The 14,837-nt window shown below is 56.5% G+C and carries 14 protein-coding genes; 12 read left to right on the top strand and 2 right to left on the bottom strand.

Annotated features, from left to right (window positions below; all coding sequences use genetic code 11):
* The first annotated feature begins 42 nt into the window (after window positions 1–42).
* The 3 genes from HNQ38_RS06930 to HNQ38_RS06920 all read left to right on the top strand — a co-directional run bounded on the left by HNQ38_RS06930 (window position 43) and on the right by HNQ38_RS06920 (window position 2,206).
* Complete coding sequence (locus tag HNQ38_RS06930; protein WP_183719369.1) at window positions 43–1,575, top strand: fused MFS/spermidine synthase; 1,533 nt, start codon at window positions 43–45, stop codon at window positions 1,573–1,575.
* Between the two features lie 68 nt (window positions 1,576–1,643).
* Window positions 1,644–1,874 (top strand): hypothetical protein, encoded by a 231-nt coding sequence (locus HNQ38_RS06925; RefSeq protein ID WP_183718820.1) that lies wholly within the window; start codon window positions 1,644–1,646, stop codon window positions 1,872–1,874.
* A 50-nt stretch (window positions 1,875–1,924) separates the two neighbouring features.
* Window positions 1,925–2,206: a hypothetical protein gene (locus HNQ38_RS06920; RefSeq protein ID WP_183718818.1), complete on the top strand. Its 282-nt coding sequence runs from the start codon at window positions 1,925–1,927 to the stop codon at window positions 2,204–2,206.
* A 656-nt stretch (window positions 2,207–2,862) separates the two neighbouring features.
* On the opposite strand, the gene ggt is transcribed toward HNQ38_RS06920, so the two are convergent.
* Window positions 2,863–4,521, bottom strand: coding sequence for a gamma-glutamyltransferase (gene ggt / locus HNQ38_RS06915; protein WP_183718816.1), 1,659 nt, complete (start codon window positions 4,519–4,521; stop codon window positions 2,863–2,865).
* 135 nt (window positions 4,522–4,656) lie between these two features.
* Entirely contained in the window at window positions 4,657–5,796 is a 1,140-nt protein-coding gene (gene tgt / locus HNQ38_RS06910) for a tRNA guanosine(34) transglycosylase Tgt (RefSeq protein ID WP_183718814.1), read from the bottom strand.
* A 333-nt stretch (window positions 5,797–6,129) separates the two neighbouring features.
* On the opposite strand from tgt, the gene HNQ38_RS06905 reads away from it, so the two are divergent.
* From HNQ38_RS06905 to hemL, 9 genes are all read left to right on the top strand, one after another.
* A complete protein-coding gene (locus HNQ38_RS06905; RefSeq protein ID WP_183718812.1) occupies window positions 6,130–7,029 on the top strand; it encodes a hypothetical protein in 900 nt (299 codons plus the stop codon).
* Between the two features lie 175 nt (window positions 7,030–7,204).
* The gene (gene rpsF, locus HNQ38_RS06900) at window positions 7,205–7,513 is read left to right on the top strand and encodes a 30S ribosomal protein S6 (protein ID WP_183718810.1); all 309 of its coding nucleotides are present in this window, start codon (window positions 7,205–7,207) and stop codon (window positions 7,511–7,513) included.
* Between the two features lies 1 nt (window position 7,514).
* Window positions 7,515–7,778, top strand: a complete 264-nt coding sequence (gene rpsR, locus HNQ38_RS06895) for a 30S ribosomal protein S18 (protein ID WP_183718808.1) — start codon at window positions 7,515–7,517, stop codon at window positions 7,776–7,778.
* A gap of 9 nt (window positions 7,779–7,787) precedes the next feature.
* Window positions 7,788–8,294: a 50S ribosomal protein L9 gene (gene rplI, locus HNQ38_RS06890; protein ID WP_183718806.1), complete on the top strand. Its 507-nt coding sequence runs from the start codon at window positions 7,788–7,790 to the stop codon at window positions 8,292–8,294.
* Between the two features lie 8 nt (window positions 8,295–8,302).
* On the top strand, window positions 8,303–9,832 hold the full coding sequence (dnaB, locus tag HNQ38_RS06885) for a replicative DNA helicase (RefSeq protein WP_343060123.1): 1,530 nt from the start codon (window positions 8,303–8,305) through the stop codon (window positions 9,830–9,832).
* 1,037 nt (window positions 9,833–10,869) lie between these two features.
* Window positions 10,870–11,136: an RNA recognition motif domain-containing protein gene (locus tag HNQ38_RS06880; protein WP_022659825.1), complete on the top strand. Its 267-nt coding sequence runs from the start codon at window positions 10,870–10,872 to the stop codon at window positions 11,134–11,136.
* A 906-nt stretch (window positions 11,137–12,042) separates the two neighbouring features.
* Window positions 12,043–12,597 carry a hypothetical protein gene (locus tag HNQ38_RS06875; RefSeq protein WP_183718804.1) on the top strand — a complete coding sequence of 185 codons (555 nt, stop codon included), beginning with the start codon at window positions 12,043–12,045 and terminating at the stop codon, window positions 12,595–12,597.
* 114 nt (window positions 12,598–12,711) lie between these two features.
* Window positions 12,712–13,191, top strand: coding sequence for a siroheme decarboxylase subunit beta (gene ahbB / locus HNQ38_RS06870; protein ID WP_183718802.1), 480 nt, complete (start codon window positions 12,712–12,714; stop codon window positions 13,189–13,191).
* A 284-nt stretch (window positions 13,192–13,475) separates the two neighbouring features.
* Window positions 13,476–14,747 carry a glutamate-1-semialdehyde 2,1-aminomutase gene (gene hemL, locus HNQ38_RS06865; protein WP_183718800.1) on the top strand — a complete coding sequence of 424 codons (1,272 nt, stop codon included), beginning with the start codon at window positions 13,476–13,478 and terminating at the stop codon, window positions 14,745–14,747.
* Window positions 14,748–14,837 lie beyond the last annotated feature (90 nt).

The raw sequence follows: 14,837 nt of genomic DNA, 5'->3' as shown, positions 1-14,837 counted from the left end.
GCTTCACCCAACCGCCAGGGGCAGGACCCCAAAAGGAGCGCCATGCTGGAACTGACGGTTTTTTTGAGTGGTGCGCTGGTTATGGTGCTGGAAATGGTGGGCGCGCGAGTGCTCGCCCCCTATGTAGGCACATCAGCTATAGTCTGGACAAGTCTTATCGGCGTGGTGCTGGCCTGTCTGGCACTGGGAGCATGGGCTGGCGGCCGTTTGGCCGACAGGCATCTTTCGCGCCGGGGTCTTGCCCTTGCCCTTGCCGGAGCAGGTCTTGGCAGCGCGCTTACGGCTTTGTGTCACGCGCTGGTGGGCCAGTGGGTAACAGAGGGCATTGGCAATCTGTATGTGGCCGCCGTGGCCGCTGCTGTGGGCATTTTTGCCCTGCCTGCCTTCTTTTTCGGCATGATAAGCCCATACGCCATCCGTCTGCGTATAGGCAGCGTCGACACCGCAGGGGCCACGGTGGGGCGGCTGTACGCCCTGTCTACGGCGGGCAGCATCCTTGGCACCTTTTTGGGCGGCTTTGTTCTCATTTCCTTTTTTGGCAGCGCCAGCATCCTGTGGGGTGTGGCCGTGTGCATGTTGGTGATTTCGCTTTGCAATGCGGCAAAAGGCGGCAAAGTTCGCGTGGCCTTGCTGGCCCTGTGTCTGATAGGGGCCGTCGTGAACGGCATGTACGGAAGCTGGCAGGAAGACAGGGGCGGTATGCGTCTTGTGGAAAGTCCCTATAACAGCATCCGTATTTATGAAGGTGTGGACTGGGGCGAAGGGGGGCGCGCAGTGCGCCTGATGGCGACAGACCCCGGCTACAGCCAGTCGGGCATGTATCTGGATGCCCCGGCTGATCTCTATTTTCAGTACACGCGATTTTACGCCCTTGGCCCCCATTTTGTACCCCAGGCCCGTTCTGTGCTCATGCTTGGCGGCGGGGGCTATTCCGTGCCCAAGTGGATTTTGGCAGGCAAATCGGCTTTGGCCGCGCCCGGTGAAGTGCATATGACCGTGGTGGAGATTGATCCGGCCATGACCGATACCGCGCGCCGCTGGTTTGCCCTTGAAGACGACGCGCGCCTTACAGTAAGGCACGAAGATGCCAGAGCTTTTTTGAACCGCCAGAAAGAACAGTATGATCTGGTTTTTGTGGATGTTTTCAATTCGCACTACGCGGTGCCCTTTCAGATGGGCACGGTGGAAGCTGCCCAGGCCTTACGTCGAGCCGTGGCTCCCGGCGGCGCTTTGCTCATGAATGTTATTTCAGCAGTAAGCGGTGACGATGGCCGTTTGTTTCAAGGCATCTACAAAGCATTGACAGGGGAGTTCGCCGAGGTGCAGGTATACTGCGTGTCGCGCCCAGACAGGCCGGATGAAGTGCAAAACCTTATGGTTGTGGCCTTTCCCGAAAAAAGGGACGGCATGACAGAGGAAATGCTGACGGCGCAAGCCGCAGGCGGGGCAGCCAGCGAAGCTGTGGCCTCCCTGCTGTCTACACGCCATGCGGATCCGCTGGTTTTTGACACGCCGCCCCTTACCGACGACTTTGCCCCGGTGGAGCGGTATGCTCTGATGCTGTTGCGGCAGTAGATTGTTCTTCTCTTGCGGTACTGCGGCGAAAAATGTAGCCTGATGCAGCAAGTTTGAGGAGGCAGCATATGGAATTTGGTAAAATCAGTCCGTTGGGTACAAGTGAAATTATCTTGTCCATGCTTGGCAGGAAGGTAGCTTCTGGACAAAGTCTTACCATAACCGAGTGTCTGATGGCCCTGTCCGCCTCGGGTGCTATCATTGCCCGTGAGTACGGTCCAGGCCCGGCAGAAATGACGGTTAATGTGCCTCAACTTCCTGAAACAGTTAAAGGTCTGCTGGCGAATTACGCCGGATAAATTTTGCTCCGTTGGAGGAGCGGCCATAGCCCCCGCAGGGAGAAAGCATTTTGAACGAAACCATTGACGATCTTACAGTACAGTTTGAAGAAAACGGCCAGATCATTGTGAATGAGCTGGACAAGGTTGTGCTGAGCAAGGGGCTGTGGACGACCATTTTGTTCCGGTATCAGCAGTGGCAGCCCGAAAAAGACGATTTTGGGCCGGATGTGTATGCTATTCGGCGTTATAAGAAGTCCGGCGGCGAATACCGCCAGCAATCCAAGTTTACGATTTCCAGCGCCGAGCAGGCCCGCAAGATCGTGGACGCACTCAGTAGCTGGATAAGCTAGGTTTTTAGCGCGGTATACAGTTTATCAACGCCGCAGCCAGTCTTTTTTGCGGGTGTTGCATAGCGAAAAGCCTCAGAATTACGGGAGCCACAGGCAAAAGCCTGTGGCTCCCTTTTTGCTGTATTAACGCGGGTAGTTGTGCCCTGGGGCATGGCGGCCGGGCGGAGTGCGAAGGGGAAAGAGAGGAACTGCGTTTTGCGAGGGAAGTTGCGCGGGCACGGGGACTTTCAGTGTTTGAGCCGCAAGTTTTTATCTTTCGTAGTGTGTGCCCTGCGGGCACGGGGGCTTTCCCGTTTATGTTGTTTGGGCCGCCTGCGCGGCGGGCGGCAGAGGGGGGCCTGTTAGGGGCTGCCGCCCCTCCGAGGCCCCCTCTGCACTCCCCCCGGACGACCCCGCCTGGGGTTTTCCAAGTATCGCCAATCAGCGAGGGCTGCGCGGTTATTGCTTCGGGAGCTTCCCTCCCTCCGGTCGGGTGATCTCCCTGCGTGCCGCGCAATGCCATCGCCCGCCTTTGCCTGGGATGGCAAGTTGGGGGAGTGATGTCGCTTCAGGTAGGGAGGTGAAAAGGGAAGAGAGGCGTTGCAGTTGTGAGAAAGGGGAGGCGACCCTTTTGAAAAAGAGTCCCTCACCACACAGAGTTTTAAACCCAAAAGGTTCTAAAGCGCTGCCACCTGTCCGTCCCCACGGGGGTCAGTGGCTCCCTGCCAGATGCCGTTGGGCCGACGCAGTATGGCCCCGGCGTGACCCATCAGTTCTGTAAAATCTTCTACCTGCCGCACTTCATGCCCACGGCGGCGCAGTTCCTGCGCTATACTTTCGGGAATGCGCCCTTCAAGCTTGAGGTCGTTGGATTCCGCTCCCCAGCTTCTGCCCAAAAGCCAGCGCGGCGCATTGACGGCGTCCTGCGGGCTCATGCCGAAGTCCACGATGCGGGTGGTCATAGCTGCGATGGTTTGCGGTTGCCCGTCGCCTCCCATACTGCCGTACACAAGGTGAGGCTGCCCATCCTTGAGCAGCATGGCTGGCGTCAGGGTGTGCAGGGTGCGCTTGCCCGGCAGCAGGCAGTTGACGTGGTCAGCCTCCAGGGAAAAGGCACAGCCCCGGTTTTGCAGCACAAAGCCAGCGCCACTGGCCACCACGCCTGAACCGAATTCATGATAAATACTTTGTATGAGCGAAACCGCGTTGCCCGCAGCGTCCACAACACCAAGCCAGATGGTGTCGCCGCCGGGGGGCAGAGGGGGCAGAACGCCTGCGCATTTGCTCATGCTGATACGCGCCGCCTGCTGACGTCCGTGCTCTTTCGAGAGCAGGCGGTCTGTGGGAATGTGGGCAAATTCCGGGTCTGTCAGGTAGCGTTGCCTGTCAATAAAGGCCTCGCGGGTGGCTTCGGCCATGACATGATAATAGCCAGCCGTGCCTTCGCCCAGAGAATTTACATCCATCTGACTGAGGATGTTGAGAATCTCAAGGGTAGCCATGCCCTGACAGTTGGGCGGCGGCGTACAGGCAGTATAGCCCCTGTAATCAACACGCAGGGGCTCGGTCCAGTCAGCCGTGTGACTGCTCAGGTCTTCCTGTGTGAGCAGGCCTCCCTGCTGCTGCATGGCGGCGATAATGGCCCGCGCCGTATGGCCTTCGTAAAATTCTTTCGGCCCGTCACAGGCAAGCCGTGCCAGTGTTGCAGCCAGTTGCGGCAACCGCATGACAGTGCCGAAGACCGGGGGATGTCCGTCAGGCGTAAGGTAGAGATCGCGGAAGCCGTTGGACTGATGCAGGCTGTAGTTGGGCTTGCCGCTGCTCACAAAGGCCAGACTGCCAGCCAGGGAGTGGGATACGGCAAAGCCTTCCTCCGCGTGTTCCCGCGCCGGGGCCAGCAAATCGGCCCAGTTGAGAGGAGACCGCATGGTGTTCTTGCTGTGCTCAAAGGCCGCGCCCCAGCCGGACACCGAGCCGGGAACGGTCAGCGCCGCCAGAGGGCCACGGGTGGGTACGCTCTTGTGTCCACGCCCGGTGTAATGAGCGGCAGTGGCTGCCCGTGCCGCACGCCCACTGCCGTTGAGCGAGCGCAGGCTTTGTGAGGCGGCGTCATAAATGAGCCAGAAGTTGTCACCGCCAATGCCGCACATGTGGGGATACACCACAGAAAGCACTGCGGCGGCGGCAATGGCAGCGTCCACGGCGGTGCCGCCCTGGCGCAGGATGTCGCGTCCTGCCTGTGAGGCGAGATAGTGGGGGCTTGTGACCATCCCCCGCAGGCTCAGGGGATTACTGGCAGTGGAAGGCGTGAAGGAATATTTGTGGCTGGACTGCATTGTGACCTCGTTGTGGCTTGGTCCGTGGAACTTCCGGCGCGCCAAGCGCGCCGGAAATGTTTTCGCGAAACAGTATGCCACAGGAGGCTGCGGGGAGCAAAGGAGGCCCCGCGTCGTATCGTGAGCGGTGAAAAGCTATGCGCCTTCGGCGGCTTTGGCTGCCTCATCGGGGTAGAGCGCAGTGATCTTTGCAAGAAAGTCGGTGTAGCGTCCTTCAATGATGGCCTGCCGTGCATTACGGGCAAGGTCGAGAAAATAGGTGAGGTTGTGCAGGGAGTTGAGCCGGAAGGACAGCAGCTCCTGGCTGGCGTACAGATGGCGCAGGTAGGCCCGTGAAAAGGTGCGGCAGGTGTAGCAGTTGCAATTGGGGTCCAGAGGCCCGTCATCCTCGGCGAACTGTTTGCGCCTGATGTTGATCTTGCCCACAGAAGTATAGAGCGTGCCATTGCGGGCATTGCGCGTGGGCAGCACGCAATCGAACATATCCACCCCGGCGTTGATGCCGTTGGCGATGTCCAGCGGGGTGCCGACCCCCATAAGATAGCGGGGTTTGTGCCCGGGCAGCAGGGGGGCGGTGTGGTAGAGCAGATCGTACATCTGCGCCTTGGGTTCGCCCACTGAAAGGCCGCCGATGGCAAAGCCGTCAAAGTCCATACCGCAAAGCTCTTCAATGGAGCGCTTGCGCAGGTCTTTATGAAAGCCGCCCTGGGTGATGCCAAAAAGCAGGTTGTGCGCCGTGCCTGCCGGGTATGCCGCTCTGGCGCGCTGTGCCCAGCGCGTGGTGAGGGCCAGGGACTTTGCCGTATAGTCGTAATCCGCGCCGTAGGGTACGCATTCGTCCAGCACCATCATGATGTCTGAATTGAGGTTGCGCTGGATTTGAAGTACTTTTTCCGGCGTGAAAAGATGTTTTGAGCCGTCAAGATGTGAGCGGAACTCCACGCCTTCTTCACGGATTTTGCGCAGCGAACTGAGGCTGAAAACCTGAAAACCCCCGCTGTCCGTAAGAATGGAGCCGGGCCAGGACGCAAATTCGTGCAGGCCGCCTCGCCGGGCCACAAGTTCGTCGCCGGGGCGCAGGTACAGGTGGTAGGTATTTCCAAGGATAATGGGCGCGCCAACGGCCGCAAGGTCGTCAGGCGCAATGGCCTTGACCGAACCCACAGTCCCCACGGGCATGAATATGGGTGTAGGTATGACCCCGTGGGCCGTTCGCAGGGTTCCGGCTCGTGCGGCCCCGTCCTTGTGTTCAATGGTAAATATGGAATCAGACATGCGGCGCACAGTATATGCAAGCGGCGTCAGATGCAAGAGGGCTGGCTTGTCAGCGTGAGGCGGGTGCGGGTTCTTGGTCAAAGAGCCCTTGTTGTGCGGGCTTGCCGGGCAGGATTTTAGGTATCTGACAACGCGTGGACTTACTGACTGTGCAGGTGTGATTATTTGACAAAATTAGAATAATAAATAAAATTATATTAAAGCATGTATTTTTCTTCTCGCAAGGGCCCTTGATGCAAGATAGAAGATGTTTTCTTGCGAAGAAGGAAAAAATACACTGGCGAGAGAAGTAGCAACTCCAGGCAAAAACATTTCCCCGCGTGAGGAAGGAAAATGCTCTTTTTCAGCCGCTTCAAGCGCCTTTCCGGTCTGACCGACCCGGCAAAAACTTCTGTCAGGGAGTTGTTGAGTGCGGCCCTGAAACATCAGGTCTGCATAGAGATCCTGTTCACTGCACGCAATCGCCAGATGGATAACGTATATTGCCGCATAAAGGCTTTGCGCGGCAAGAAGGTCCTGCTTGTATCGGGCATCAATTTTTTGCCGGATGCGCTCAATGGCGAGCAGTGTCTTATCTACTTCAATCTTCCCCATTCCCTTCTTGTTAATACATTCAAAATGTCTCCGGGGCTTGCCCGGGCGGGCTTTCTGTGCAAGACCCAGATCATCCATAACTATCTGGATTCAGAAAGCCGTAACTGTGTGATAGAAATTGACCTGCCCCAGGCCTATGTGCAGCGAAGCTTGCGCAAGCACGAGCGGGTCTTTCCTGCCTCCAATATGGTAAAGTCTGTCGACTTGTGGCTGCGGGGCAAGTTGCCCAAGCAGTGGCGTGAGATGGGGCCATCGGATTTTTCCTTCAGGGAGGGGGCCCCCTCACGGTTGCGACTCATCAATATCTCCGCCAGCGGCGCTCGTATCGAAATTGATAATGTGGAAGAAAGCGATCGCTACCGCAAGCTTACGGGGGCACAGATGCTGCTGTGCGTCGTGCTCTGTGGGCAGGGCCGTAAATGTTGTGCGGCTCCTGTAGTTTGCCAGTGTGTTGAAGGGCTTTACAGCGCCACGTTACGGAGACTGTCGTTGCGCCTGCGGTTTATGCAGGTCTGGAAAACGGATTGCTGTGGGCAAGGTTCGTGGGGGCGGGTAGACGAAGACGGCGTGCCGCCCTTGCGCGACTGGATCAATAATGATTTTTGCCTGCTGACTGAAAAACCGTCTCATTCCTGCTGACTCCTTTTGCATTGGGCGGCCTGTTGTCGCTGGGCACTTTGGGTTTCAAGAGCACAGCCTTGATGGGCAGACTCTTTTGCGCCCAAGGCTTGACAGCGCGAGTGCCGGGCAGTATAGAACTCGTTCCTTGCCCGCACCCGTGTGTGCGAGCTGTCAATCCAAAAGGAGAAACACAATGCGGAAATTTGAAACCCTGCTGCTCCTTTCCCCGGAGCTTTCCGCCGAAAACCGCGAGGGCATCATCAATACCCTCACAGCGGTTATCGAGCGTGAGAAGGGCGCCATGGAAGAAGTGGACAACTGGGGCATGCGCGATCTCGCCTACCCGGTGCGCAAACTGATGCGCGGTTATTATGTGCGTCTGGTGTTCCAGAGCCCGGCTACTCTGATTGCCGAACTGGAACGCAACATTCGCATGACTGACGGCATTTTCAAGTTTGTGACCGTCAAGCTGGCCGATGAAGTGGCCGGGGAGGTTGCGTAGCATGGCCTTCAAGAAGAAATTTGCCCCCCGTCGCAAGTTCTGCCGCTTCTGCGCAGACAAAGACCTGCCCCTGAACTACAAACGCCCTGATGTTCTGCGCGACTTCATCACTGAACGCGGCAAGATCATCGCCCGTCGTATCACCGGCACCTGCGCGCATCACCAGCGCCTGCTGACCCGTGAAATCAAACGTTCGCGTCAGATGGCTCTGCTTATCTACACGGCTACGCATGATTCCGGTGTCAAGAAAAAGAGCAACATCTAGGAGGCGCATATGAAACTGATACTTCGCGCCGACGTTGAAAATCTCGGCAGTCTTGGTGATGTGGTTGAAGTCAAACCCGGTTATGGCCGCAACTTCCTGTTGCCCCAGGGTTTGGCCATGGTGGCCTCTCCGGCCAATCTGAAAGTCTTTGAGCAGGAGCATAAAAAGCTCCAGGCACGCATGGATGCCCAGCGTGGTGAAGCTCACGAAATGCAGGCTCGTCTGGAAGCCCTTGACGTGGTTATTACCATGCATGTGGGCGAAAACGACAGGCTGTACGGTTCTGTTACCACCACCATCATCGGCGACGCTATTGCCGCCCTTGGTGTGGAAATTGACCGCCGTCGCATTCTTATGGACGCTCCTATCCGCACCCTGGGCGAGCACCCCGTGCGCGTTCGTCTGCACCCCAGCGTTATCGCCGTGGTGCCGGTGAAGGTCGTGTCCGACCACCAGTCCTATGAAGACGAGCCCGCTCCTGCAGCTCCCGCTGAAGAAGCCGAGGCCGCCCAATAGGGGATGTAGTGGTTTCCCACAGTGATAATGGCTCCGCCCCCGGTCATGAGGCCGGGGGCGCGCCTTTTGGGCAGAACGGCACTGGCCGTGGTTCCAGAGGCGGCCAGCAGGGGCAAGGCGGTTTTAAAGGCCGCCAGGGCAATCAGGGCAGCGCTGCAGACAGGGCCGAAGCTGATTTGCTACGCAGGGTTCCACCCCACAGCGTAGAATCGGAACAGGCTGTTCTGGGCGGTGTGCTCATGCGTCCACAGCTCATGCATGCCATTGTGGACCAACTGGCGGCTGAAGATTTTTACCTGCCAGCCCATGTCACGATCTTCAGCGCTTTTCTTGAGCTGTACCGCAAATCCGCCCCTATCGATCTGCTTTCCACGGCAGAAATGCTGAAAAGCCGCAGTGCTCTTGAAGAAGCGGGCGGGGCGGTGTATCTGGGCGATCTGGCACAGGCCGTGGTGTCTGGAGCCAATGCCGAATATTATGCCACCATTGTGCGCGACAAGGCGCTGCAGCGTGGCCTCATTGAAGCCTGTTCCGGTATTATCACCAACTGCTATGACGCTTCGCTGGAAGTAGGCGCTCTGCTTGATGAGTCTGAGCAGGCGGTTTTTGCTATTTCGCAGCGTACTTCCGGGCGGGACTTTACCCCTACCCGGGAACTGCTGGACAGGGTATTCGACAATCTTTCCCGTCTGGCCGATGCCAAGGACGTCATCACCGGCGTCACTACAGGCTACACCCGGCTGGACAAGCTCACTGCCGGACTTCAGGCTTCCGACCTCATCATCGTTGCGGCCCGCCCCAGTATGGGCAAGACGGCCTTTTCGATGTGTATGGCGCTGCACGCTGCCGTGCGCCAGAATGTCCCGGTAGCAGTATTTTCGCTTGAAATGAGCAAGGAACAGCTCATGCAGCGCATGCTGGCGGTGTGGGGCAAGGTGGATCTTTCCAAGCTGCGCCGCCCGTCCATGCTGACTGACGACGATTGGCAGCGCCTCTACGCCGCTGCGGATGTCGTGGCCCGCGCGCCCATATTTATCGACGACACGCCAGCTCTGACCACGCTTGAGCTGCGCGCCCGTGCCCGCCGCCTCAAGGCAGACAAGGGCCTGGGCATGGTTGTGGTGGACTATCTGCAGCTTATGCGCACCAGCCGCCGCACCGACTCGCGCGAACTTGAAATTTCGGATATTTCCCGCTCCCTTAAAGGACTCGCCAAGGAAATGCAGGTACCTGTAGTGGCTCTTTCGCAGCTGAACCGCAAGGTTGAAGAGCGAAGCGACAAAAGGCCCATGCTCTCAGACTTGCGCGAATCCGGCGCTATTGAGCAGGATGCGGACGTTATCATGTTTGTTTACCGTGACGACGTGTACAAGTTTGTCAAGCCTGCCGAGCGGCCGCCCCAGGGCGTGGCTGAAATCATTATTGGCAAGCAGCGTAACGGCCCTGTGGGCGTGGCGGAGCTTATGTACATGTCGCCGTATACTTCCTTCGAGGATATGGCTCCTGACTGGTCGCCGCCTCCTTCTGAAGGCGGCTAGCCGCCTTTCCTTTTCCATCCTCTTCGCTACATACTTCTTCCAGAGTGGATTAACGTTGCAATGCATTTCAGCGTTGTCATTCTCTCGTAAAAAGCTGTTTTCAGCACGATCCACACCCCGTTGCGGCGCGCTGCACTCTTGTGCTGCGTTAGGGCATTTTAACTTTGAAAAAGTTTAAATGCTCTAAATCGTGCCGCCTCAGACATGCGCAAGCATTTTCTGTGGGGATACCCTGCGCGCTTGCCGTTGTGTTTTTCTGCAAAAGCCCCCAAATAAACCTGTTCTAACGTCGTGTCAGCGTATAATGCTAGAGTTTTATACTTTTTTATAGGTAAAATGATCTGTTGTTAAAAAATAAAAGCCCGCGTTTATATTGGTATGTTGTCATACTGGCTGCACAGAAAGGGAGCCATCGTTTGAGTAGTTGGCCGGAAGCAAGCGGGTATTGGCAATAAAGATCACAATATCGTATTTGGATGGAAAGAAACTGGTATAGTATTTTAAAATAGATGTAATTATAGGCTTTTATAAATGTTTATTAGATAAAAACTCTCAGGCGAGGTTACGTTCTCATCCGAAGTAGAGGCAATCTGCAGATATTTTGACCGCTATTGCGCTTAATTTCACACACAATTACTACGCTTTATCAGTACATATTTAATGGCAGAATGGGGCCTTATACAGTCCTGTTTGTACGCACAATATATGTAACTGATGGGTGAGACAGGGCGAATCCAATGTAATTACTCTGATTTGTATGTGGTACTGCCTTAAAATATGGAAGAAACTTTTGGTTTAACAGATGCTGCAAATGATAACGCACTGTCAAGGTTGAACATCTTTTATCGAAAAGTTCCAATTATTTCTTTATCTCCCGCGTTTTTATCGCGCAAAAAGCGCGCAATGCCAACTTTTTTTTGTACTTTCGTTGACAAGCTCGAAAAAGCGTGTTTCTGTGACTGACATGTGCCGCGTACCGGTAATACGTTTTATCGGATGGGAGCGCGGGAAGATTGTTTTTTTTGTGAGGGTGTTTCATGTCCAAGTCCATTTATGTCGGGAACCTTCCCTGGTCTGCTACTGAAGAACAAGTTCAGGATCTTTTTGCCGAATACGGCAGCGTTCTGTCTGTGAAACTCGTTAGCGACAGGGATACCGGCCGTGCCCGTGGCTTTGGCTTTGTGGAAATGGAAGACGGCGAAGCCGATTCCGCCATTGAAGCTCTTGACAACTTCAGCTTTGGTGGACGTACTTTGCGCGTCAACGAAGCCAAACCCAGGGCTCCTCGCCAGCCTCGCTACTAGGACTAGGCAACGGACCTTAACGCCCTTGGCAACTGGGGCGTTTTTTGTTTGTTGCAGTCCTCGCTGCATTGGCGCTGCGCCCGCGGGGCAGGTGTTGCATGCGGCTGGGTTTCAGGATTTATTTGATTTGGCGGGCCCGGCAACTCCCTGAATGGTATACCCCCTCATGGGTTTGACGAGCCCGCTCTCAGCGGCGCAGGCGGCCAAGGCTACCTGCGCTTCTGCCCGTCCGCACCTTGCAGCCGCGCTTTGCTAGCTGTATCTTCTGCCTTCTATCCATCTCCTGTTTTTCCTTTTTGCTCTCTCTTCCACGATCTCCTTATGGCGAGTCTCAGGTCTATAAGCGCATTGGCCTGCCTGATGTAGGATATAGCCTCCATATAGCCTCCACCCTGAATTAGAAAACCTTTGTGCGGCACGCACCTTCAGGACCGTCGCAACTGCTAAAACAGACTGCCTTTGCAATGCTATGTCGGTCAAAGGCAAAATGCTCTACGCCAACCGTCCGCCAGCAAGTTCAGTATCGCAGCGCATAAGCCAGCGCCGTACCGCTTCAAGCAACGTGTGCGCAGTCACGGCGAGCATCCGCTTTTGTGGTAGTCTGGGGATCCAACAATAAATATATTGTAATTGCGGGTTGTGGTTTTTCGTGACCAGCCATTTAACAACAAAACTGCTTTTGCGCGCATGCGGCACGCTTTGCCTGCAAAGTCGGCAGAGTACGGAAATCGGTGTTGCTACGGTCAGCAGCATGAGGGCTGAGGGCCAGTTATGCCGGGCGCTTCTTTGTTCGACCCGCCTTGCCGAGCGCTGTAATTTTTGCCATGATGGGGCATGACGCTTCCGCCGGATAAACAGACTACCATCCGTAATTTTGCCCGGCGCAACAATCCTTGAGGAGGCAGCATGCTCAACCCCAAACAATGTGTGCTTTACAGCGGCGGAGCCGCCGGAACGGAACAGTTTTTCGGTGCTTTGGCTGAAAGCTGGGGCATGGAAGAAGTGAACTATGGTTTTGAAGGCCATCAGATTGAGCGTACGCGTGGCGTGCGCGTACTGACTTCAGAGGAACTGGCTCTGAAGGACGTAAGCCTTACCTATGTTTCGCGCCTCATGAACCGCGAGTACACGCGGGCTCCCCTGTTCCGCAAGGTGTTGCAGTCCATTTGCTGGCAGGTCAGCAGCGGTGAGGAGATCGTTGTGGTGGGCGCCATTCAGCCCGACGGAACGGTCAAGGGCGGTACCGGATGGGGCGCGGAATTTGCCAAGATATGCAACAAACCTCTGCTGGTTTTTGATCAGCCTCGAAATGGCTGGTATACTTGGCAGAAGGATAAGTGGGCGCAGGTGGAAAACCCCACCATTGAGAGCGCGCATTTCGCCGCCACTGGCACGCGTTTTCTTGAAGACAATGGTCGCGTGGCTATTCAGAATCTTTTTGCCCGTTCATTTACGCGCTAATTATGTTTTTCGCCCGGCCCGGCGCTATGCCGGGCCGGACCAGCGTGCCCGTGGACTCACCCGGCTGCCGCGCCATAAGCAGCGCGGCTTCTTCTTTGTTTACCTGGAGAACTCATGAGCCATCAATTCAGCCCAGAAGAACAGGCGGTTCTGCGCATTGTGCAGAACAATCTGCCCGACAGCCTCACTCCTTACGCCGATGTGGCGGAGCAGGCTGGAATAAGCGAAGCACAGGTGATCGATCTGCTTTGCCGCCTCAAGGAATCGGGCGCTATCCGCCGTTTTGGGGCGAGCATCAAGCATCAGAAAACAGGCTGGACACATAATGCAATGGTGGCCTGGAAGGTCAGTCCTGAACAGGTGGATCAGTGCGGCCGCAAAGTGGCCGAGCACGACCATATTTCGCACGCCTACTATCGCCCAAGCTCCGCCGTTGACTGGCCCTATGAGCTTTATACAATGATTCACGGGCGCAGCGAGGCGGAATGCCTGAGTGTGGTGGATGACATCATGCGTGACACTGACCTGAAGGAACATGCCATTCTGCGCAGCCTCAAGGAACTGAAAAAAATTTCTATGACCTATTTCGCTTAGATGGTGGCGTCCCGCGCGGCTTTCGTTCTTTGGTGGCATCGGGCAGTGTCTGCTTTTCAGTTGGGTAACGAACTGAGTGCCTTGCTTCAAAGCAGACGCGCCTTGCATGCTAAAGAATGAAACCTGCTCCTGTGACCACGCTATCTAGAGCAACTTACGAATGAAATGAATCAATTGTTCTGCAAGGGTTTGCGTGCAAACTCTTGCCACTAAATAGGCGTAGGCGAGCTTTGCCCGTCGTAACGCGGCTATTTCAAGTGCAAAATGCTCTAAAGGAGACCAGAATGGATACGACTTCGCGCCAGCTCTTTGAAAAAGCCCAGGCGGTCATTCCCGGCGGCGTCAATAGCCCTGTGCGGGCCTGCCACAATGTGGACAGCCAGCCGCTCTTTATCGCCGAAGCCCACGGCTGCCACCTCACGGATGTGGACGGACGCCAGTACATCGATTTTGTGCTCTCCTGGGGCCCGATGATCCTTGGACATGACGAACCTTCCGTCACCCGCGCCGTGTGCGATGCCGCCCACCGTGGAACCAGCTACGGCGCGCCTTGCCCAGACGAGGTAAAGCTGGCTGAAGCTGTGGTGGCCGCCATGCCCAGCCTTGAAATGGTGCGTATGGTCAATTCCGGCACCGAGGCCACCATGAGCGCCTTGCGTCTGGCCCGTGCGGTCACCAAGCGCGACAAGGTACTCAAGTTCGTGGGTTGCTACCACGGGCATGCCGACCCCTTCCTGGCTGCTGCCGGATCGGGGCTGGCCACCTTCTCCATTCCCGGCACGCCCGGGGTGCCCGCCGCGGTGGTGGCCGACACCCTGCTGGCTCCCTACAACGATCTGGACGCGGTCAAGGAATGCTTTGCCCGTCACGGCGAAAGCATCGCCGCCATCATCGTGGAGCCCGTGGCTGCCAATATGGGCCTCGTGCTGCCCAAGCCCGGCTTTCTTGAAGGCTTGCGCGCCATATGCGACCAGCACCAGAGCCTGCTCATTTTTGATGAAGTCATCACGGGCTTTCGCGCGGCCTTTGGCGGTGCGCAGGCTCGCTTCAAGGTTGATCCCGACCTCACCACCTTTGGCAAGATCATCGGCGGCGGCCTGCCCGTTGGGGCGTTTGGCGGCAAACGGCGGTTTATGGAACTGATCGCGCCCAGAGGCGGCGTGTATCAGGCAGGCACGCTTTCGGGCAATCCGCTGGCTATGGCCGCCGGGTTGGCCACGCTTGGCATTCTTAAAAAGTCCGATTATGCCGCGCTTGAAGACCGCACGCGCGCGTTTGCCTTCAGCCTGCGCGACATCATCACTTCCAAGGGCGTGCCCTTGCAGATGCCGACTCTGGCTTCCATGTTCTGCCCCTATTTCAGCGAACACGAAGTGACGGATTTCGCCAGCGCGCAAAAGTGCGATCAAAAGCTCTTCACCAGTTTTTATAAGCAGATGCGCGCCCAGGGCATCTATCTTGCGCCTTCGGGCTATGAAACCGGTATGGTGTCCTTCGCGCATACGGACGACGACTTCAGCCGGGCGCTGGACGCAGCCCGTAAGGTTCTCTTTTAGAGCATATATGGCCCCGCCCTATGGTCAAGGGAAAATAGACTTTGGAAATTCGTTCGGATGCTCGCATATATACGGCGTCAGCCTAGTATG

Source organism: Desulfovibrio intestinalis (genome assembly GCF_014202345.1).
GTDB classification, from domain to species: Bacteria; Desulfobacterota; Desulfovibrionia; order Desulfovibrionales; family Desulfovibrionaceae; genus Desulfovibrio; species Desulfovibrio intestinalis.
Note: the sequence above shows the minus strand (reverse complement) of the source record. Positions and strands in the feature narration are given on the sequence as shown.